Annotated in this window: 19 protein-coding genes; 8 read left to right on the top strand and 11 right to left on the bottom strand. The window is 59.7% G+C overall.

Annotated features, from left to right (window positions below):
- Positions 1–206: 206 nt before the first annotated feature.
- The 8 genes from AWB70_RS17875 to AWB70_RS17835 all read right to left on the bottom strand — a co-directional run bounded on the left by AWB70_RS17875 (position 207) and on the right by AWB70_RS17835 (position 8542).
- Entirely contained in the window at positions 207–1370 is a 1164-nt protein-coding gene (locus tag AWB70_RS17875) for a branched-chain amino acid ABC transporter substrate-binding protein (RefSeq protein ID WP_053570427.1), read from the bottom strand.
- A 916-nt stretch (positions 1371–2286) separates the two neighbouring features.
- Positions 2287–3069 (bottom strand): class II aldolase/adducin family protein, encoded by a 783-nt coding sequence (locus AWB70_RS17865; RefSeq protein WP_045457052.1) that lies wholly within the window; start codon positions 3067–3069, stop codon positions 2287–2289.
- A 104-nt stretch (positions 3070–3173) separates the two neighbouring features.
- Positions 3174–4106 carry an electron transfer flavoprotein subunit alpha/FixB family protein gene (locus AWB70_RS17860; RefSeq protein ID WP_053570429.1) on the bottom strand — a complete coding sequence of 311 codons (933 nt, stop codon included), beginning with the start codon at positions 4104–4106 and terminating at the stop codon, positions 3174–3176.
- 2 nt (positions 4107–4108) lie between these two features.
- Entirely contained in the window at positions 4109–4858 is a 750-nt protein-coding gene (locus AWB70_RS17855; protein WP_053570430.1) for an electron transfer flavoprotein subunit beta/FixA family protein, read from the bottom strand.
- Between the two features lie 36 nt (positions 4859–4894).
- Complete coding sequence (locus tag AWB70_RS17850) at positions 4895–5611, bottom strand: ABC transporter ATP-binding protein (protein ID WP_053570431.1); 717 nt, start codon at positions 5609–5611, stop codon at positions 4895–4897.
- A complete protein-coding gene (locus tag AWB70_RS17845) occupies positions 5611–6387 on the bottom strand; it encodes an ABC transporter ATP-binding protein (protein ID WP_053570432.1) in 777 nt (258 codons plus the stop codon). The genes AWB70_RS17850 and AWB70_RS17845 overlap by 1 nt, the downstream gene beginning before the upstream one ends.
- A 17-nt stretch (positions 6388–6404) precedes the next feature.
- Positions 6405–7574 (bottom strand): ABC transporter permease subunit, encoded by a 1170-nt coding sequence (locus AWB70_RS17840; RefSeq protein WP_053570433.1) that lies wholly within the window; start codon positions 7572–7574, stop codon positions 6405–6407.
- A gap of 17 nt (positions 7575–7591) precedes the next feature.
- A complete protein-coding gene (locus tag AWB70_RS17835; RefSeq protein WP_045457037.1) occupies positions 7592–8542 on the bottom strand; it encodes a branched-chain amino acid ABC transporter permease in 951 nt (316 codons plus the stop codon).
- Positions 8543–9048: 506 nt separating this feature from the next.
- Between AWB70_RS17835 and AWB70_RS17830 the strand changes: the two genes are divergently transcribed.
- The 7 genes from AWB70_RS17830 to AWB70_RS17800 all read left to right on the top strand — a co-directional run bounded on the left by AWB70_RS17830 (position 9049) and on the right by AWB70_RS17800 (position 17407).
- Positions 9049–11160, top strand: a complete 2112-nt coding sequence (locus tag AWB70_RS17830) for a hydantoinase/oxoprolinase family protein (protein ID WP_053570434.1) — start codon at positions 9049–9051, stop codon at positions 11158–11160.
- Between the two features lie 4 nt (positions 11161–11164).
- The gene (locus AWB70_RS17825) at positions 11165–12847 is read left to right on the top strand and encodes a hydantoinase B/oxoprolinase family protein (protein ID WP_053570435.1); all 1683 of its coding nucleotides are present in this window, start codon (positions 11165–11167) and stop codon (positions 12845–12847) included.
- An 11-nt stretch (positions 12848–12858) separates the two neighbouring features.
- Positions 12859–13689 (top strand): NAD-dependent epimerase/dehydratase family protein, encoded by an 831-nt coding sequence (locus AWB70_RS17820; RefSeq protein WP_053570436.1) that lies wholly within the window; start codon positions 12859–12861, stop codon positions 13687–13689.
- A 38-nt stretch (positions 13690–13727) separates the two neighbouring features.
- The gene (locus AWB70_RS17815) at positions 13728–14924 is read left to right on the top strand and encodes an NAD(P)/FAD-dependent oxidoreductase (RefSeq protein WP_053570437.1); all 1197 of its coding nucleotides are present in this window, start codon (positions 13728–13730) and stop codon (positions 14922–14924) included.
- Between the two features lie 31 nt (positions 14925–14955).
- A complete protein-coding gene (locus tag AWB70_RS17810) occupies positions 14956–15699 on the top strand; it encodes an SDR family oxidoreductase (RefSeq protein ID WP_053570438.1) in 744 nt (247 codons plus the stop codon).
- A gap of 27 nt (positions 15700–15726) precedes the next feature.
- Positions 15727–16479: an SDR family NAD(P)-dependent oxidoreductase gene (locus AWB70_RS17805; RefSeq protein WP_045457020.1), complete on the top strand. Its 753-nt coding sequence runs from the start codon at positions 15727–15729 to the stop codon at positions 16477–16479.
- A 181-nt stretch (positions 16480–16660) separates the two neighbouring features.
- Entirely contained in the window at positions 16661–17407 is a 747-nt protein-coding gene (locus tag AWB70_RS17800; protein WP_053570439.1) for a FadR/GntR family transcriptional regulator, read from the top strand.
- Positions 17408–17501: 94 nt separating this feature from the next.
- Here AWB70_RS17800 and lhpI read toward each other — a convergent pair whose 3' ends face one another.
- The 3 genes from lhpI to AWB70_RS17785 all read right to left on the bottom strand — a co-directional run bounded on the left by lhpI (position 17502) and on the right by AWB70_RS17785 (position 20968).
- Complete coding sequence (gene lhpI / locus AWB70_RS17795; protein WP_053570440.1) at positions 17502–18416, bottom strand: bifunctional Delta(1)-pyrroline-2-carboxylate/Delta(1)-piperideine-2-carboxylate reductase; 915 nt, start codon at positions 18414–18416, stop codon at positions 17502–17504.
- 34 nt (positions 18417–18450) lie between these two features.
- Positions 18451–19695, bottom strand: coding sequence for an NAD(P)/FAD-dependent oxidoreductase (locus AWB70_RS17790; RefSeq protein WP_053570441.1), 1245 nt, complete (start codon positions 19693–19695; stop codon positions 18451–18453).
- A gap of 94 nt (positions 19696–19789) precedes the next feature.
- Positions 19790–20968, bottom strand: coding sequence for a branched-chain amino acid ABC transporter substrate-binding protein (locus AWB70_RS17785; protein WP_053570442.1), 1179 nt, complete (start codon positions 20966–20968; stop codon positions 19790–19792).
- Between the two features lie 377 nt (positions 20969–21345).
- Between AWB70_RS17785 and AWB70_RS17780 the strand changes: the two genes are divergently transcribed.
- Entirely contained in the window at positions 21346–21690 is a 345-nt protein-coding gene (locus AWB70_RS17780) for a cupin domain-containing protein (protein WP_045457010.1), read from the top strand.
- Positions 21691–21770: the final 80 nt, after the last annotated feature.

Genomic DNA, 21770 nt, shown 5'->3' with positions numbered 1-21770 from the left:
AGAACAAGTACGACATCTGTATTTCGCCGACGCTACGACATCTTGATATGGCCGTGACACTGTGATTCGACCAGCCCGTGCTCCTGACGCTCCCGCGAATAAAAAAAGAGCCGGTCCCTCGGACCGGCCCAACCGACCGCAATCGCGGTAACGCCCTCCTGGATAGAGCTCGTGTTAAAAGGTTAACAACGATCTACGTTTGCATCTTAGTTTGAGATGGCCTCGACCTTGTCTCCCACCGCGATCGCCTGCGGCACCCACTTCCCACCGACGACCTTGTAGAACGTCGCCGCGGGGTCCTTCATGTCGCCGTTGGCCGTGAAGGCGATGTTGCCGGAGATGCCTTCAAAGGAGACATTTTTCACCAGCGGGCCGTACACCCTGGGATCGGTCGAATTCGCCTTTTGCATTGCATGGATGAGAACCCAAGTCGCGTCATAGGCCGAAGGCGCATACGCAACCACGCCTTCGTTGTATTTCGCCTTCATTCGGTTGTCGAACTCCTTGCCTGCCTTCAACTTGGAGATGGGCACGCCGTAGTCCCACGACACAGCGCCTTCGGCGCTTTCCCCTGCGACCTTGAGAAACGTGTCGTTTTCGAAACTCCCTCCGCCAAGAAGCGTCGCCTTGATTCCAAGCTGTCTCATCTGCTTCATCAACATGCCCGCCTGCTGATCGAGGCCGCCCCAGAAAATCACATCAGGGTTGAATGACTTGATGGTGGTGAGCTGCGCCTTGAAATCGACCGCCTTGTCGGTCGTGTATTCACGATCGGCAATCTTGCCTCCGGCCGCCTGCACGCCTTTGACGAATTCATCGGCCATGCCCTGGCCGAATGCGGTCCGATCGTCGAGCACGGCAATGCGCTTTCCCTTGAGCGTCTGCACTGCCGACTGCCCTGCGAGTTGCCCCATCTGCGCGTCTGAGTTGGTCACACGGAAGACCGTCTTGAAGCCCTGTGAGGTCAACGTGGGATTGGTCGCCGTCGGCGACACCATCGGAATGCCGGCGTTGTAGTAGATACGCGAGGCGGGAATGCTGGTTCCCGAATTGAAGTGGCCGACAATCCCCGCCACCTTCGAGTCCACCAGCTTCTGCGCGACTTGCGAGCCCATCCGCGGGTCGCCCTGATCGTCTTCCGCGTCCAGCGCGAAGTGTGCCGGTTTTCCGCCGATCACCAGCTTCTTCGCGTTGGCGTCTTCTATCGCCAGCTCCACGCCTCGCCTCAGATCGACGCCATAGTGCGCAGACCCGCCTGTCAACGGTGCCGCGAAACCGATCACGACATCGTCCGCCCTCGCCGCCGACGTGTACATCGTGGCAACGGCCGTGGCCGCCATACAGATACTCTTCAATGAACCGAAACGCATGCTTAGATCTCCGAATAACAAACGATGGCGGTAACGCGCTGTCTCTGCGTCGACACAGCTGATTCCCAAATCGACTTGCAGCACTATCAAAGTATTAGGTGAGACGTCATATGTCAACGAGAAAAAAATCGTTGCTCGCATCACCCGCATAGTAAAAGTCCCGATCAATGCGAAGCGGCGCGTCGCGGATATTTCGATCGGTGCGACTGTCGAGCGGTGAGCCTCTATCGCAGGGTTGGCCGCGCGGGCCCAGGCTCAATCACTTTCGTGAAAAAGCACCCGGCATGTCCGCGCTCGAGCATGCCGTGCAATCGCCGGCATCTGCGCAGCGCCGCCTCATAACTGTAGGCATCGCGAAAAAGTGCCGTCTGTAGGCCTTTCGAGGTTAGCTCCAGCCGCGCCGCCACGATTTGTATGTCCCACTCGTACCAGGGATGCTTGAACATACTCTGCGCGAGCGCGAGTCCGAATCCCCTTGAACCGCGAGCGTAGGCTGAGCGCAGCGAGGACCAGTCCGGCTCGCACGCTAAACCCGCATGATCAAAGTCCGCCGCTATCACGAGTTGTCCGGCAGCCGAACCATGAGCATCCGGGAGAATGTGGCTGTCGAACAGCTCCTCGGTCGGCACGAAGAATGATCCTCTCTGTCCGAACGTCCTTTCAGTGTCGGACTTTAGAACGCGGAGAGAACCTCTTTCAGAACGCCATGTGAGGGGAAACGGAATCCGCAACCTCAACAGGGCCGCACCGCGCGGAGAGACAAACGTGTACGTCAGCATGGGGATGATTGTGGCTCTGCTAGCGGGCATGGCTCCAACTACGGATGGGCAACGCGTTCGAACTTCTGACGAACGACGCGTCGCCTTCGGCTTAGGCTCCTTGCCGGTGTGTTACCTCGGCCAATCTCGGCAAGCGATCAAGCGCGATACCCGCCGCCATCGCGATCGAGCAGTCGAAGCAAGGCAGTCCACTCTCGATCGAGGTGAACCGTGTCGAGATAGGCGTAGTCGTCGTGCTGCTTGGCCGCGTGCTCGCAGACCTCCGGCGAAGGAATCGTGACCTTCTGGCCCGCCGAAAGCGTCGCAACCTGGATTTCACACGCCTTGTTCAGGTAGTACATCCGGGTGAACGCTTCCGCGACCGAACGCCCCGTGGTCAGCAGGCCGTGGTTGCGCAGGATCAGATATTCCTTCTTGCCGATCGACTTCACGATCCGCTCGCGCTCATCCAATTCCAACGAGATACCCTCATACTCGTGGTACGCGACACGGTTATAGAACTGCATGCTGATCTGATTCAGCGGCAGAAGCCCGCATTCCATCGCGGCCACGGCCATACCATAAGTCGTGTGCAGATGGACCACGCATTCCACGTCGTGCCGAGCCTGATGCAGCGCGCTGTGGATGGTGAAGCCCGCCGCGTTGACCTCGAAACGGTCGTCGCCGATCGGGTTTCCGTTGACGTCGATCTTGACCAGCGACGACGCGGTGATTTCGTCGAAGAACCAGCCATGCGGGTTGATGAGAAACTGGTCGTTCGTACCGGGCACGCGCGCGGAAATGTGCGTGTAGATCAGATCGGTCAGTTCGAACTTGGCAGCCAGGCGGTACGCTGCAGCAAGTTGAACACGCGTGTCCCATTCCGCTTGCGAAATGTTGCGGGGCTTCCGGTTGATATGCGGGTCGGTCGTGGAAATCATGTTCTGAAAATCTCCGTTGTGTTCAGGTTCAACGAGGGCAGGAGCGAGTTTGCGTATGGAAGAGACGCGAGCCGAGGGGTCAAGGCCTCGGCTCGACGACGTGTCTATAAAGCGGATACGAGTGCGGGTACGGCCTCAAAAAGGTCGCCGACGAGACCGTAGTCAGCCACACCAAAGATCGGTGCTTCGGGATCTTTGTTGATCGCGACGATCACCTTGCTGTCCTTCATGCCCGCGAGGTGTTGAATCGCGCCCGAAATGCCGACCGCTACATACACCTGCGGCGCGACGATCTTGCCGGTCTGGCCGACTTGAAAGTCATTGGGCACGAAGCCCGCATCGACCGCTGCGCGCGACGCACCGAGCGCCGCGCCAAGCTTGTCGGCGAGCGGTTCGAGCACGCGCGTATAGTTTTCTCCGTTGCCTAGACCGCGACCGCCCGACACGATGATCTTCGCGCTCGTCAGTTCCGGACGATCGAGCTTCGTGACTTCGCGGCTCACAAACTGCGAGATACCGGCATCGGCTGCGGGTTCTATCTTTTCGATTTGAGCCGCGCCACCCTCCGCCGCGACCGGATCGAAACCCGTCGCGCGAACCGTGATGACCTTGATCGGATCGCTCGACTGCACGATCGCGATCGCGTTGCCTGCGTAGATCGGGCGCTCGAAGGTGTCGGGGCTATCAACCGCCGTGATGTCGCTGATCTGCGCGACATCCAGATGCGCCGCAATGCGCGGCGCGATGTTCTTACCGTAGGCCGTCGCTGGAGCCAGAATGTGCGAATAATTCTTCGCGATGTTCAGCACCGTGCCTTCGACGTTTTCGGCGAGACCATCGGCGAGGTGGGGCGCGTCGGCGAGCAGCACTTTGGCCACGCCCGATATTTTCGCCGCAGCATCGGCCGCGCCTTGCGCGTTCGAGCCTGCGATCAGTACATCAATATCGCCGCCGATTTTCACTGCCGCCGCAACCGTGTTCAGCGTCGCCGCCTTGATCGACGCACTATCGTGTTCCGCAATTACGAGAATCGTCATGCTCAGATCACCTTCGCTTCGGTTTTCAGTTTTTCAACCAGCGTCTTCACGTCCGGCACGGTGATACCGGCGCTGCGCTTCGGCGGCTCGGTGACTTTCAGCGTCTTGAGACGCGGCGTGACGTCGACGCCGAGATCGGCGGGTTTAACCGTCGTCAGCGGCTTCTTCTTTGCCTTCATGATGTTCGGTAGCGTCACATAGCGCGGCTCGTTCAGCCGCAAATCGGTCGTGACAACAGCGGGCAGTTTCAGCGATAGCGTTTCCGCACCGCCATCGACTTCACGCGACACCGAGGCTTTGCCATCGGCGATCACGACTTTCGATGCGAACGTCGCTTGCGGCAAACCCGCCAATGCAGCAAGCATCTGACCGGTCTGATTCGAGTCGTCGTCGATCGCTTGCTTGCCGAGAATCACGAGTTCGGGCTTTTCCTGATCGACCAGTGCCTTCAACAATTTCGCCACCGCCAAAGGCTGCAACTCTGCATCGCTTTCGATCAACACAGCGCGATCCGCGCCAATCGCCAGCGCCGTGCGCAACGTCTCCTGGCACTGGGCTACACCGCACGATACTGCGATCACTTCCGTAGCAACGCCCGCTTCCTTCAGACGCACGGCTTCTTCAACCGCGATTTCGTCGAACGGATTCATCGACATCTTCACGTTGGCGATGTCGACACCCGTGTTATCCGATTTCACCCGAACCTTCACGTTGTAGTCCACCACGCGTTTCACTGGCACCAATATCTTCATGGCTGTCCTCTGCATCACCTGTTTGTCATTCGCCCTTCATTCACCCAGATAGGCTGCTCTCACCTTCGGGTCATCCAGCATCTGCTTTGCATCGCCAGCCATCGTGACGGTGCCAGAATCCATCACGTAGCCTCGATTGGCCGCCTGAAGCGCCAGACGAGCGTTTTGCTCGACGAGCATCACGGTGATGCCTTCCGAAGATATCTCCCGCACTACCTCGAAGATCTTCTCCACCATGATGGGCGACAGACCCATCGACGGCTCATCGAGCAACAACAATTTAGGTTTGCTGATAATTGCCCGTGCCATCGCCAGCATTTGCTGTTCGCCACCGGACAAGGTCCCGGCGAGTTGTGTCGCCCGCTCTTTCAGTCGTGGAAAAAAGCCGAACATACGATCCACGTCGGACTTGATGCCTTCTGTGTCGCTGCGCAGGTAAGCGCCCATCTGCATGTTCTCGACGATCGTCATGCGGGCAAAAATGCCTCGACCTTCCGGCACCATCGCAAGACCCCGCTTCAACAGCTCGTGCGGCGGTACGCCTTTGATCGATTGGCCCATATACTCGATGTCGCCAGCCGAGTACGGTTTGAGGCCGGTAATGGCCTTCATCGTCGTGGTTTTACCTGCGCCGTTCGCGCCGATCAGTGTGACCAGTTCGCCCTGCTCTATCTCGAGATCGACGCCCTTCACCGCCTGAATGCCGCCGTAGTTGACCTGGAGGCCCTTGATTTTCAGCATGCAAGTCGGCATTAGTGCACTCCTGCGCCAAGATAGGCTTCAATGACTTTCGGATCCTTCTGGACGTCTTGCGGAAGCCCCTCGGCGATGACCTTTCCGTAGTCCAACACGGTCATGCGGTTGCACAGCCCCATGACGAGCTTCACGTCGTGTTCGATCAACAGAATCGTCTTGCCATCGCTTCTGATCTTGTCGAGCAGCTTGGTGAGCTCGACCTTCTCGGTAGCGTTCATTCCCGCCGCAGGCTCGTCGAGCGCGAGCACTTTCGGATCGGTGGCGAGCGCGCGCGCGATTTCCAACCGTCGCTGATGACCGTATGACAGATTGCGCGACGTGTAATCCGCATACTGGAGAACGCCAACGTAGTCGAGCAACTCAAGCGCTCTGTCCTTGATTTCGCGCTCTTCGCGTCGCTCAGCCGGCGTCTGAAACACTGCACCGAGCAGTCCGTGCCGGGTTCGAACGTGCCGGCCGACCATCACGTTCTCCAGCGCGGTCATGCCGCCGAAGAGACGAATGTTCTGGAACGTGCGCGCGATACCCGCCTGAGCCACCTGATACACCGCCGTGGGTTTGTAGTCGTGTCCGTCCAGCTTGAACACGCCCGAGTCCGGCGTATAAAGGCCGGTGATCACGTTGAAGAAGGTCGTTTTTCCGGCTCCGTTCGGGCCGATCAAGCCGTAGATCGTGCCTGCTTCGATTTCCAGACCCACATCCGATAGCGCCTGCAATCCGCCAAAGCGTTTAGTGGCTCCCTTGACGGACAATCGAATCGTCTTTTCACTCATGTTCAATGCTCCGTCGATCAGGATTGAGCCAGCTTCTTTGCGTTGCGCCTCGCTACCCTTGCGATCTTGTCTTCGTGCTTCGCTGCAGGCCACAGACCCTCCTGGCGATAAAGCATGATCAGGACCATTGCGAGCGCATAGACAAGCTGCCGGATGACTTCGGTGTCGACGATCTCGTGTCCAAAGATGGCATGTTGAAGCGGACCCATCGTCGTGCGCAGAATCTCGGGCAGTACGGCGAGCAAGACCGCGCCAAGGATGACGCCCGGAATGTGTCCCATGCCGCCAAGTACCACGCACGCGAGCACGACGATCGACTCCTGCAGCGTGAACGATTCAGGCGATACGAAACCCTGGAACGCACCGAACATCGCGCCCGACAGTCCACCGAACGAAGCGCCCATCGCGAAGGCCAGAAGCTTGACGTTTCGCGTGTTGATCCCCATCGCTTTCGCGGCGATTTCGTCCTCGCGGATCGCCGCCCATGCGCGACCGATTCGGCAATGCTGCAATCGCGTGCATACCCAGATCACGAGCAATGCGCACAGCACGAACGCGTAGTAGTAGAGATACACAGAGGGGAATTCGAAACCAAACACGCTGTGCGTCTGCGCGAGGCTGTAGCCGCCGACATGAACCGGATCGATGCCGTTGATCCCTTTCGGCCCGTTCGTGATGTTGAGCGGACGGTCGAGGTTATTCATGAAAATCCGCACGATCTCGCCAAACCCCAGGGTCACGATCGCAAGGTAGTCGCCACGAAGACGCAGCGTCGGCGCGCCGAGCAATACCCCGAACAATGCGGCCAAGGCCATTGCGAGCGGTGCGATGATCACAAACGGCACATGAAGGCCGCCCGGTGCAAGATGGGCGATCCATTCGAACTGGCTCGCCAGATGGGGAGACGACAGAAGCGCTGCCGTGTACGCCCCGACCGCATAGAACGCGATGTAACCGAGATCCAGTAAGCCGGCGAATCCCACCACCACATTCAGACCAAGCGCGAGCATCACGTAGAGCATCGCGAAGTCGAGCACGCGGACCCAGTAGTTGCCGCCCACTGCACCGATGAGCATCGGTGCGCTTGCAACCAGAATCGTCGTCACGACGCCAATGGCTATCCGGTGGGTGGCGCCTCGTTCGGGTACCAGCGTGGCAGATGGTTCGATGCGTTGGATCGATGTCATGTCTTTTGTCTCCCTTGTTAAGCTCGGTCGGCGACGCGTTCGCCGAGCAGGCCTGACGGTCGAAACACCAGGACAGCGATCAGCACGATGAATGCAAAGACGTCTTGATAGTTGCTGCCGAACACGCCACCGGTCAGCGTGCCGATGTAACCGGCTCCGAGTTGCTCGATGAGCCCCAGAAGGACGCCGCCCACCATCGCACCTGCGAGATTGCCGATACCGCCCAGCACGGCAGCCGTGAAGGCCTTCAGCCCCGGGATGAAACCCATATAGAAGTGGGCATTGCCGTATTCGGACGCGATCATCACGCCCGCGAGCGCAGCCAGTGCCGATCCGATCATGAACGTCGCGGAGATCACGAAGTTGGGATTGACGCCCATCAGCGCGGCGTTGCCCGGGTTCTCCGCGATAGCGCGCATCGCGCGGCCGAGTTTGGTCTTGTGAACGAGCAGCAGCAAACCGGCCATCACCAGGAAGGCGACGACGATGATCACGATCTCTGTCATCGAGATGACCGCGCCAGGCGTCGTGTCCGTGGACGCGATCACGTTGATGGGATCGGTCGGGAGCAGTTGCGGGAACGCGAGCGGATTACGCGACCAGATCATCATCGCGAGGGTCTGCAGCAGGATGGATACGCCGATGGCCGTAATCAGCGGCGCCAGACGCGGGGCCTTGCGCAGCGGACGGTACGCGACGCGTTCGATCGTGTAGCCCACGATTGCACAGACGATCGCTGCGACAACCAGTGCGATCGCGAGCGTGAGGACATTGCCCAGCCCGGGAAAGTGGTTCTGCAACACCGAGATGGTCGATAGCGCGACCAGAGCGCCGACCATCAACACGTCGCCGTGCGCGAAATTGATGATCCCCAGGATGCCGTACACCATCGTGTACCCCAAGGCGATGATCGCGTAGACACTGCCTAGCACCAAGCCATTCAGGATCTGCTGAATAAAGATATCCACTGGCACTCCATGACGCTCTCGCTGCGAGAGCAGTTAAGCCAGTCAGGCAGGCGTGATTCGCCCACCCGACGAGACGTCCAAAACAGCGCACCCGGTTCGGACAATAGCCCGCCTCTGCTGCGCCCCGGCTTCGACCAAAAGCACGGGAAAATTAAAGTTTTGAGAGATTTACGCCAATCGGGGTAGTTACTCATACCCGGCCTTTTTCGGCTCAATCCTCGATGGAGAACGTTCTAGTTTATCGTTATAAAACAGTGCTTTACATGGACAATCGACTGGATAAAAATCTGGCCAACAAACTTTTTAATTTGTTTGTCTTGACATCACTTTATGACGTCACTCATCATATGTCAACGAGCAAAAAATAAACGCGGCGAAAGGCAGAATGGAGGGTGTGGAAAAGGCGCCGGGCGTCCCCGCATGCCCCCGCCCTCCAACGATTTGTTCGTCATCGGGAAAACGCGCTGAGCGGTGCTCGGCGCATATCATGGTTTACAAGGAGAGTCATGGTGGCCAGTCACGATAAAGCACGCGTGGGTGTCGATATCGGTGGGACCTTTACCGACGTCGCGCTGGAACTTGGTGGAGCGCTCTATTCCACCAAGGTGCTGACGGATTACGAGGCGCCCGAGCGCGCCATCATCAAAGGCATCGGCATCGTTGCGGACAAGGCTGGTATCGCGCTGAAGGACATCGGGGTCATCATTCACGGCACGACCCTCGCGACGAACGCCCTGATCGAGCGTCGCGGTGCAAAGACGGCCTTCGTCACGACCGAAGGCTTCCGTGACACGATCGAGATGCGGACGGAGAACCGCTTCGAGCAATACGATCTGAATATCAAGCTGCCGCCGCCGCTGATCGAACGCGCGGACCGCTTTACGCTCAGCGAACGCATCGATGCCCAAGGTGGCGTGCTGCTCGCCCCGACCGAACCGCAAATCGAGGCTGTCGTCGATCGCATCGAAAAGGGTGACTACGAGAGCGTCGCGGTCGGCTTCATTCACGCGTATGTGAACGGCGAGCACGAGCGCATGATGCGCGACGCGATCGCGAAGCGCCTGCCGAACGTTTCCGTATCGATCTCCAGCGAAGTGTCGCCGCAGATTCGCGAGTTCGAGCGCTTCAATACCGTGTGTGCGAATGCGTATGTTCGTCCGATCATGAAGTCGTACCTGGACCGGCTGCTCGGCAAGGTGCGCGATGCGGGCGCGGTCTGCCCCATCTTCATCATTCACTCGGGCGGCGGCATCGTGTCGGTCGAGAGTGCGTCGGAGTTCCCGGTGCGTCTCGTCGAGTCGGGTCCCGCAGGTGGCGCGATTTTCGCGGCGCATATCGCAGCCCGCTATGACCTGAACACCGTGCTCTCCTTCGATATGGGCGGCACCACGGCCAAGATCTGTCTGATCGACGACCTCACGCCCAAGACAGCGAACACGTTCGAAGTGGCGCGCACGTATCGCTTCAAGAAAGGCAGCGGCATGCCGATCTCGATCCCCGTCGTGGAGATGGTCGAAATCGGCGCAGGCGGCGGCTCGATCGCCTCGCTGGACGTCATGCGTCAGATTCGCGTCGGCCCGCACAGCGCTGCTTCCGAACCCGGTCCTGCGTGCTATCAACGCGGCGGCACGCAGCCGACCGTAACGGACGCCGACCTGCTGTTGGGCCGTTTGGACCCCGCCAACTTTGCTGGCGGGTCGATTCCCTTGTCCAGCAAGAATGCGGCGGACGCGATGATTACCGAAGTCGGCGGCGCGATCAACCTCAGCCCCGAGGAAACGGCCTACGGCGTGGCGGAAGTCGTCGACGAAAACATGAGCAACGCGGCGCGCGTTCACGCGGTCGAGAGCGGCAAGGACATCGGCGACTACACGATGATCACGTTCGGCGGCGCCGGTCCGCTGCACGCGGCGCGCCTGTGCGAAAAGAGTGGCATCAAGAAGTTCATCGTGCCGCCCGGCGCGGGCGTCGGTTCGGCGATTGGCTTCCTGCGCGCCCCGTTCGGCTACGAAAGCGTTCAAAGCGCCAGCATGCGCTTCGAGAAGTTTGATGCCGATGCGCTCAACAAGATCGTTGACCACCTGAGCGAAGAGGCAATCCATTTCGCGCGCAAAGGTTCGGGTGAAGCGGAACCTGTCGTCGAGATCAAGGCGTTCATGCGCTACGTCGGACAGGGTTGGGAAATTCCGGTGGCCCTTCCCCATCGCCGCTTCACGGCAGAGGATCGAATCAACTTCGCTGAATCGTTCACGAAGTCCTACACGCAATTCTTCGGTCGTCCGATCGACGGTCTGGATATCGAGATCGTCAGTTGGGCCGTCAAGGCGAGTTCCCCGCTGCCGCCCGTTGAACGGCTTCAGATGGTCACGTCACGCGACGCCGCGAAGGTCCAAAAGACCCGCAAGATTTTCGACGCGGCCCTGAGCAAGTTCGTGGAAGCGGCGATCGTCGAGCGCGGCTCCTTGAAGGTCGGCGAGAGCGTGAGCGGCCCGGCCATCATCGTCGAGCCGGAAACCTCGACGCTCGTGACCTCGTCGTTCAACGCGACGGTCCAGCCCGATGGCTGTCTGCTCGCGGTATCCAAAGAACTGAACGCTGCAACTGCACATCAGGAGTAAGCCCATGTCACTCAGCAATCTCGACACCATCCACATGCAGGTCATGTGGAACCGTCTGATCTCCGTGGTCGAAGAACAGGCGATGGCCCTGATCCGCACCGCCTTCAGCACCAGCGTGCGCGAAGCGGGCGACCTGTCCGCCGGCATCTTCGACAAGCGCGGCCGCATGCTCGCGCAAGCCGTAACGGGCACGCCGGGCCACGTCAACACGATGGCCGAAGCGGTCGAGCACTTCATGAACGATATCGGCATCGAACGCATGTACGAGGGCGATGTCTATCTGACCAACGATCCGTGGAAAGGCACCGGTCACCTGCATGACTTCACCGTCGTCTCTCCGTCGTTTCACAACGGCGAACTGATCGGCTACTTCGCCAGCACCGCGCACGTGGTCGATATCGGCGGCCGCGGCTTCGGTCCGGACTCGCGTGAAGTGTACGAAGAAGGCTTGTTCGTGCCGATCATGAAGTTCATCGAGCGCGGCGAAGTGAATCGTGATCTGGTCAACATCCTGCGCCACAACGTGCGCGAAGCCGACAAGGTCGTGGGCGATCTGTACGCACTCGCCTCGTGTAACGAGACCGGACACAAGCGGCTCATCGAGATGCTCAAGGAATTCGAGCTGAAGGACGTCGAAGGCATCGGCGAGTTCATCCTCGCACGCAGCCGCGAGGCCACGCTCGAACGGATCGCCGCCCTGCCGAAGCAGACGCAGACGAACGAAATGACGCTGGACGGCTATGACACGCCGGTCAGACTCAACGTCACGCTGACGGTAGCGGAAGATCATCTGCTCGCGGACTTCGCCGGCTCGTCGCCTGCCAGCCCATTCGGCATCAACGTGCCGCTTCTGTATGCAAAAGCGTATGCGTGCTATGGCCTGAAGTGCATCATCGCGCCGGAGGTGCCGAACAACGCGGCGTCGCTGGAACCCTTCCGAGTTCAGGCGCCGGAAGGCTGCATCCTGAATGCGCAGCATCCGAGTCCGGTGGCGGTGCGTCACGTGCTCGGGCACTTCGTCCCTGATCTCGTGCTGGGCGCGCTTCACAAGGTCGTGCCGAACCGCGCGCCCGCCGAAGGCTCGGGCGCGCTCTGGAATCTGCACGTCAGCGCGCGCCCCGTTAAAGAAGGCTCTGGTCTCAAGGGCAGCGAAATCCTCATGTTCAACAGCGGTGGCACGGGCGCGCGTCCGGAACTCGATGGTCTGTCGGCAACGGCATTTCCGAGCGGCGTCCACGCGATGTCGGTCGAAGCCACGGAACAGGTCGGGCCGATCGTCGTCTGGCGCAAGGAAATGCGTTCGGGTTCGGGTGGCGCTGGAGAGCATCGTGGCGGCCTGGGCCAGATCGTCGAAATCGGACCGCGCGCGGGCTACCACTTCCGCTTCAACGCGATGTTCGACCGTATCGACCACCCGGCCCGCGGTCAGTCTGGCGGCAAGTCGGGCGAAGCAGGCGCAGTGACGCTCTCGGACGGCACGAAGATGCGCGGCAAAGGCACGCAAGCGGTTGGCGAACATCAACGCGTCACGCTTTCTCTGCCCGGTGGAGGCGGTGTCGGTGCACCGGAACAGCGTTCGAAAGAGGCGTTGCTTCGCGATGTGCGCAACGAATATATCTCCGAAGCGCAACTGCGCGCGGACTACGGTGTCAGTCTGGACGCCCTGACCGCATCGACCCAACAATAAGGAGTGCAGGCATGACCGACGTTATCAAGCCCCAATTCAAGAACATCCTGATCACCGGCGCCGGTGGCGCCCTGGGTTCCGTGCTCCGGGAGTCGCTCCGTCCTTACGCGGAGACGCTCAGTCTGAACGGGCGACAGTCGCTCGGCGAAGTACGTGAAAACGAAAAGCACTTCATCTGCGATCTCGCGGACCGCGATGCCGTGTTCGAGATGCTCAAAGGCGTGGATATGGTCATCCATATGGGTGGCGCGCCGCGTGAGAACACCTTCCAGGTGATCCTCGATTCGAACATTGTCGGAAGCTACAACATCTACGAAGGCGCGCGTCAGGCCGGCGTGAAGCGCGTGATCTACGCAAGCTCGGTGCATGCGATCGGCTTCTACGAATGCACGCAGACCATCGATTCGAACGTGCCGCAACGCCCGGACAGCCTCTACGGCGTGAGCAAGACGTTCGTCGAGAATCTCTCGCGCTACTACTTCGACAAGTTCGGCATCGAGTCCGTCTGCCTGCGTATCGGCTCGTGCTTTCCGAAGCCCACCGACCGCCGCATGCTGGCGACGTGGCTCTCCTACGACGACTTCACGCGCATGTGCGTGCGCTCCCTGCTAACGCCGAGCGTGGGTCACATGATCGTCTACGGAAATTCGAAGAACAGTGCCAACTTCTGGGACAACACGGCGGCCGGTTACCTCGGGTATCACCCGCAAGACTCTGCCGACGGTTATGCGGCGGAAGTCTATGCGAATACGCCGTTGCCCGATCCTCGCGACCCGGCGGTCAAGTACCAGGGCGGCAAGTTCGCGGCAGACGGTCACTTCGAAGACCCGAAAACGAACTGATCGGCTCGTCTCCAACGTCTTTCCTGGAAAGCAACAAGATGGCACAGCAAGCACAGAAATCCCACTATGACGTGGTCATCGTGGGTGGCGCCGTGGTGGGAAGTGCGACCGCGTACTTCCTGAAGCAAAACCCTGACTTCACGGGTTCGATCCTCGTCGTGGAGCGTGACTGGTCTTATGCGCAGTCCGCGACCGCCCTGTCGAGCGCGTCGATCCGGCATCAGTTTTCGAATCCGCTGAACATCAAGATCTCGCAGTTCGGGACCGAGTTCATTCGAAACTTCCACGAGCTCGTCGCGGTTGACGGCGATGCGCCCGAGCTCGGTTTCAAGGAGAACGGGTATCTGTACCTGGGTGACGCCAAGGGCGCGCCGATGTTCGAGCGCAACTATGAAACGCAGCGCGAGAACGGCGCGGACGTCGTTCTGCTCGACCCTGAGAAGCTTGCTGCGCGCTTTCCTTGGCTGAATACGGACGGCCTCGTCAACGGTGTGTACGGTCAGACCGGCGAGGGCTGGTTTGACAGCTACGGCCTCCTTCAAGGCATGCGCAAGAAAGCCCGCGCGCTCGGCGCCGAGTACATCGAGAATGAAGTCGTCGACATCCGTCGCGAAGGCTCGAAGATCACCGGCATCGTATTGAAGAGCGGTGAGGAGATCGGTTGCGGCGTGCTGGTCAACGCGGCCGGTACGCGCGGCCCCGCGATGGCGCGCAAGGCCGGTCTGGACATTCCGGTCGAACCGAGAAAGCGCTGTCTCTTCGTATTCGATTGCCGCACGCCGCTGGAAGGGATCGTGCCGCTCACCATCGACACGACGGGCATCTTCTTCCGCCCCGAAGGGAAATACTATCTGACCGGTTGTTATCCGGAGCCGGATCCGCTGGCGGACGTGGACGATTTCGACGTCGTCCATTCCGAATTCGAGGACGTGATCTGGCCCGCGCTCGCCGAACGCGTCCCCGCGTTCGAAGCGATCAAGGTGGTCAGCTCGTGGGCAGGCCACTACGACTTCTGCATGCTTGACCACAACGCAATCGTCGGCCCGCACCCGGAAGTGAACAACTTCCTGTTCGCCAACGGATTCAGCGGCCACGGTCTGCAGCAATCGCCCGCGGTCGGCAGAGGCTTGAGCGAACTGATCATCTATGGACAGTACCGGGCGCTTGATCTTTCGCCTCTAGGCTACCAGCGCGTGGTCGAGAACAAGCCCTTCCTCGAAGAAGGTGTCATCTAGTCTGCCGTAGCAAGCAACCTCTTTGCGAAAAATGAACACTCTCAGGTATCGAAACGCAGTAGTCACGGGCGCGTCCAGCGGAATCGGACGAGCCATTGCGACGCGTCTCGTGAAAGACGGTCTGCATGTGTATGCCGTGGGTCGTGACGCGAGTGCCCTCGATTCGCTCGCGGCTGTTGGCAACATCACGCCGATCGCACTGGATTTGCGTGACCCTTCGCCGCTTCGCGACGTCTTCGAACGCGCCGAGATCGACGTTGTCGTGAATAACGCGGGTCTGTTGCCCGCCATCGCGAAATTCAATGAAAGCAGCCCGATCGATGTCGACAACATGATCGACATCAACCTGCGTGCCCCGCTTCGGCTGGCGCAGATGGCGCTGGCGGGCATGATCGCTCGTGGTCGCGGCCATCTGTTCTTCATCGGATCGAGCGCCGGGCGATTCCCGCACCCGAACACGGCGGTTTATGGGGCAACCAAGGCGGCGATCAGCATGTTCTGCGACTCGTTGCGCTGTGACCTGCTGGGGACCAAGGTTCGCGTGACGGAACTGGCGCCCGGTCGTGTCCAGACCAACCTCTACCGAAGCGCGCTAGGCGAGCAAGGCGCCAACGAGAAGCTCTACGAGGCGTATCGCTCGATCCAGCCCGAGGATATTGCCGAGCTTATCTCGATGGCGCTCGGGCTTCCCGAAGCCGTGGACGTCTCCCGGCTCGAAGTTTTCCCGACCGATCAGGCTCCCGGTGGCTCACAGATCGTGTCGGTCAAATCTTGACGAACCCCCTTTTTTCTCGAGACTCAGATGAAGAATCAGAGAGTGGTGATTGTGGGAGGCGCAACCGGCCTCGGACTGAGCATCGCAAAGCTAATGCTTGCAGATGGCGCTGAGAGCATTGCGCTCATCGACAAGAATGGTCCGCTGCTGTCGGAAACGGTTGAGTCGCTCAAGCGTGAAGGACATCGCGTGATCGGCGTTGAAGGCGACATCACGCGCTCGGATCTCGCGAAGGCTGCGTTTCAAAGCGCCGTGAAGGAACTGGGACGCGTCGACTGTCTGGTCAACAGCGCCGCGATCTATCCGCGCAAGCCCTTGCTGGAGATCTCCGACGACGATTGGGATCTGGAAAACGCGGTGAACATCAAGGGCACGTACCACATGATGGTTGCCGCCGTTGAACACATGCGCAGCCGTCCGAAGGTCGAAGCCCATGTCGCTGGGCGAATCGTGAATATCACGTCGGTCGATGCGTTCAAGGCGCATCCGCAGAACGCCCACTATGCGGCCACGAAGGCAGCGGTCGTGAGTCTCACCAAGTCGTTCGCTCATGAAGTTGCGAAGGACGGCATTCTGGTGAATTCCGTGGCCCCTGCGGGCTTTGCCACCGAAAAGGCCAGGAAGGCAGGCTTCCTCGGCGAACTCGCGGCAGCCAACCCGTTGGGTCGCGCGGCCGAACCGGAAGAGATTGGTCAGTGGGTCGTCATGATGGCAAGCGCGCGCAATACCTATGCAACGGGTGAGAACGTCATCGTCAGCGGCGGCTATATCTACGCTTGACGGATGTCACTGACTTGATTGAGGTTTTTCCATCGAGAAGCACGCGCCAGTCATCACTGTGATAAAGTCGTAATATGTCATACGGCGGAAGTCAGACACACATAAGGTCTGACTTCCGGCTGACGCGGCTGTCTGCAACCGATATTGCGGAGATCCACTTATCCGGTGTGAGGCACTCGGGATGGACGCTGAAACCTTACTGAAAAACGCTGCAAGTAGTGGGAAACGGCGCAGTCTGACTGAGCTGGTGATTCAGGCACTCAACGACAAGATCGATCGAGGCGACTATCCTCCAGGTTCGAAGTTGCCGACGGAGCCTGAACTCTGTACCGAGTTCGGCGTCAGCCGGACCGTGATACGCGAGGCCGTCGCTTCTCTCAAGCTTGGACGCCGTTTGATTGCGCGTCACGGCGTCGGGGTGTTTGTCGCCGAGGCACCCGGTCATAGTGGGGAAACGGCCTTCATCGACTCGACCACGCTTAACAATTCGATGCACGTGCTCGAATTGCGTACGGGTGTCGAGACCGAATGCGCCGCATACGCGGCTCAGCGTCGATCGGACGCGCACCTTCGCGCGTTGAAGGAAGTGTATGCCCGGATGGAAATTGTCTCCGCCGACGATGATGCCGAATGCGCGCGGGCTGATTTCGAATTCCATCTCGCTGTAGCAACCTGCTCCGAAAACCCGCACTTCGCATCGATCCTTCGATCCATGGGTCAGGAGATCATCATCGATCTGCGCCTGAAACATGGCAAAGCCAATCCGAAAGAGCGGAGAACGTATATTCGTCGCATCCAGCGCGAGCATGGCGACATCCTCACTGCGATCGAACAACGGGATGTCACTGCAGCGAGACGTGCCATGCGACGACACTTGAACGAAAGCCTGGAGCGGTATCACAATCTCACGAGCAGTCGCGCCGAATAACTCGCGGCTCCCAGCACCGAGTAGAACGAAAGACCGTAGCGCATCCGAGAGGACAGCCCTACGGTCTTTTTGTTTGTGGCTAGCCGTTCAGTGCTTAAGCGTTTGATAGTGCGTCACGCGCAACGCGGCAAGCAGCCAGGTCCCAGGCGCCGCATCCTACCGCCTTCATCAGAATCGGGGTGCCCTTCGGAATGCGCGTTGTATCCACCGACCCGAGACTGGTCACTTTCGTCCAGTCGACGTCGGCCTGAAGCAGGTCGCCCGCTTCGGCACGCGTGCCAGGAAGATTATCGACAAAGACAAGACTGCCACGCACTGTTCGGGGCGCGAGTTCGGCTGCGTCAGGCGTTGACGATCCCGCGCCAATCACAAGCCGATCGGCTCTCGGTTCCTCATCGTAGACCGGCTTCTTACTCGTCGTCACCGTGATAACCGTGTCCGTGTCAGCGGGCACGTGTCCCTCGGTCGGAAATACGTCGATACCGTTGCGCTTGAGTGCATCGCGGAAAGCGACTTCCGAAGCGGAGTCGGTGCCCTTTACGTGCAGACGTGCCTCAGGGTACAGAGCAACGATCGCTTCAGCGTGATAACGCGCCTGGACACCTGTGCCGACGATCACGAATGATCGTGGCGTGGCCGGGTGCAGAAGACGGACACCCAGCATCGATAGCGCGGCGGTACGGCGCCCGGTAAGCGCCTGTCCGTCAAGGATAAACTGCGGTTCGCCTGTTTCACCGTCACATACCGTCACGAGACTGAAAATCGTCGGCAGCCCTTTCTGCAGGTTATCGAAGTTGACGCTGACGAGTTTATGGATCGCGATGTCGGTTGCGCTCGCAGGCATCGTCAAGAACTGCCCGTCCCTCCCCAGCGGTACGCTCACACGCACCGGCACGTGGATGCGGCCCTGATCCAGTTCACGGCTTACGCTCTCCAACGCGTCGACGAGCGCGCGGTAATCAAGAATGCGCGCCGTCGTGGCGCTATCCAATACTTTGACGTTTTCCACTTCTTTCTACTCCTTCAGACAATCGGATGGTTTCTCACGCAAAGCGGTTGGCCCGGAAAGGACTCAGGTCCACTGCCGTGGGAGCACCCGCTATCATTTGTGCGACAAGCTCGCCTGTAACGGGCGCCAATGTCAGCCCCAGGTGCTGATGCCCCGTTGCTACGAATACGTTTCTGGCGGCGGGTATTTCATCGATCATCGGAAGGTAATCAGGAAGCGTCGGACGATCACCAAACCAGCGACTCGACTCTTTCGGACTTGCGCCAGAGAACATCCGCGTGAACTCTCTCACGAGCATGTCGGCTCTTCGCCAATCGGGCTTTTCCCCGCCGCCAAATTCGACCGTGCCCGCCAGCCGGATTCCCGTGCTCATCGGGTTGCAGGTGAACCCGGCCTCCACAAAGCTGACGGGAACCTTCAGTTGATCGGCGGAGGGCTCCTTCAACTCGACGTGATAACCCCGCTCGTTGGTCAAGGGAATGCTGGTTCCGAGCGGTTCGATCAGTTTCGCCGACAGCGCGCCCGCAGCAACCAGCACTTTGTCGACGGTCGTCGTTCCGGCGCCGGCATGCACCGTCACTCGGCCGTCCGGTCCCAGCGAGAATCCTTCAACCCGAGCCTGTCTGAACGCGACACCCGCCGATCGCGCCGCTCCAAACAGGCTTTGAACGACGCGCTGCGGGTTCGTCACGGATGCCATCCCAGGCATGTAACGGGCGTGGCTGATCTTTGCCTTGAGCGAGGGAAGATAATTCGCTCGTACCTGGTCGGCGTTCAACTCCCTATGCTCGACGCCGAAGCGGTCGAGCACGTCGATGAGTTGTTCACGAGCCTTGTTGTCTTCGGGCTGCTCGTACACGTACAGCGCGCCGATGTCCCGAAACAGTTCTTTGGGAATCTCGCCGGACTCCAGCAGACGTCGCCACCCCGCTTTGGCGACCGTGACGAGACTCGCAAGCGAGACCGTGTTGCGCGCATAGTTGGCCGGTGAAGCCTGTCGTACGAACTTCCACATCCACGGCGTCATCCGGGGAATGCCTTGAGTGTTCAGTCGCAGCGGACTGTTTTGCTGCAAAAGCATTCGCGGGATACCCGCGACGGTTTGAGGACTGGCCAGTGGCGCCACGTGGTCCACGGCGATGATCCCTGCATTGCCGAACGAACAACCCGATCCAGGCGCGGCACTGTCCAGGATCTGCGCTCGGAACCCCCGCTTCGCGAGGTTCAACGCTGCGGAGCATCCGATAAGACCTGCCCCGATGACGACTACGTCTTTCATAGGCTGATGTTGTTTGCAAGCGAAACACGAACGCTGCGAGATGCGGCGGGCGACAGATCCGGTTCGCTTGTCTGAAAGGAAGGTCAGATCGTGCTCAGTTCGCCTTCAGCGGCTCGATCTTGTCACCATTGGTCTGGGCGACCGGTACCCATTTGCCCTGTTCGACCTTATAGAGCGTCGCACCCGGCGCTTTCAGGTCGCCGTTGGCCTGGAACGAGACGTCGCCCGTGATGCCCGGAAACGATACCGATTTGATTTGCGGGCCGTAGACCTTCGGATCCGTCGAATTCGCTTTTTGCATCGCGCGGATCAGCACCCACGTCGCATCGTAGGCGTTCGGCGCAAACGCCACGACACCTTGGCCATACTTCGATTTCATTCTGTCCTCGAACTGCTTGCCGGTCGCGCTCGCCGTCAACGGCGCACCATATCCCCACGACAGCGCGCCATCCGAAGCCTGCGGTCCTGCCACTTGCAGGAAGGTGTCGTTCTGGAAGCTGCCGCCGCCCAGAAGGACAGCCTTGATACCCAAGGCGCGCATCTGCTTCGCAATGGTCGCGGCTTGTTGATCGAGGCCTGCCCAGAACACGACGTCAGGGTTGATCGACTTGATGTGAGTCAGCTGCGCACGAAAATCCACCGCCTTGTCAGTCGTGAATTCGCGCATCGCAATCTTGCCGCCCGACTTGTCCACGCCTTTGACGAACTCGTCGGCGATTCCCTGTCCGAACGCGGTCCGGTCGTCCATGACCGCGATGCTTTTGGCTTTCATGGAATCAACCGCATACCGCCCTGCGAGTTGCCCCATCTGCGCATCGGAATTGATCAGTCTGAAGACGTCCGCGTAGCCTTGGGAGGTCAGCGTCGGGTTGGTTGCTGCGGGCGACACCATCGGAATTCCGGCACCGTGATAGATGCGCGACGCCGGGATGCTGGTGCCGGAATTGAAGTGTCCGACGACGCCCACCACGTGCTCATCGACCAACTTTTGGGCCACCTGAGCGCCGATCCGAGGATCGCCCTGGTCGTCTTCCACCGACAGCACGAAGTTCGCTGGCTTCCCGCCAATGACCAGCTTTTTAGCGTTCGCATCGTCGATAGCAAGCTGGGCGCCGCGCTTGATGTCTTCGCCGTAGTGCGAAGAGGATCCGGTGAGGCCGGCAGCAAGACCGATGTTGACGTCGTCAGCAAAGGCGCTCGGCGCAGCGAGCAAGGCACCCGCCGCGAAAGCGCACGCGACGACGAAGGGTTTGAACATGAGCGGGGATTTCATCTGAAACCTCTGGCGGAATAAGAATTTCGCCGACCTCGAGCGCGGAGGCCGGCGGATGGTCCCTGGCTGGCATGCGTCTATTTCAGGGGCTGCGCAATCGATCCGTCGGGTTGCGCATAACCATCAAAATATTAGGTGAGACGTCATATGTCAATAAGTCAAAATCCCCGGACGGATTAGGATTTCCCACTAGCTACCGGGATGGCGCGGGCAGCGACTCGCCGCGATGCGTGGCCGCTTACGTGGCCATCGACGATGGCGACGCTCGATGGGAACTGAAGTGTCGAAAATAGATGGGTCGATGTCGGAAGCGTACTAGCCCCAGTAACGCCCTTGAACTAAGGTGATGGACCCATATTCAATCGTTTGGAACTGACATGTCCGATTTCATAACCGTTTTGCGCGAAACCTGCCCGACTCCGGTCCTCGATGCCACCAAGTGGAAGCGCATCGGCGGCGATCCGCACACCGTGAACCTCAATGCTTACCTCTCCAAGGACGGCAGCAAGATCATGGGCACCTGGATCTGCACACCGGGCAAGTTCGAGGTGAACTACGAGAAATGGGAGTTCTGCCACTTCCTCGACGGCTACTGCATCATCACGCCGGAAGGCGAGAAGTCGGTGCACCTGAAGGCAGGTGACGTGTTCGTGATTGAACCCGGCATGAAAGGAACCTGGGAAGTGGTGGAGACGGTGCGGAAGTACTTCGTCTTCGCCTGAGCAGGCCCGACTCACGCATATCGTTGTCGTCTGGGTACTCTCCGAGTTCGCAGCCTATGCAGCCGCCCGCCGTATTACGG

The organism is Caballeronia cordobensis (assembly GCF_001544575.2).
GTDB classification, from domain to species: Bacteria; Pseudomonadota; Gammaproteobacteria; order Burkholderiales; family Burkholderiaceae; genus Caballeronia; species Caballeronia cordobensis.
The sequence above is the reverse complement of the archived record's forward strand: the minus strand, read 5'-3'. Positions and strand labels throughout refer to the sequence as shown.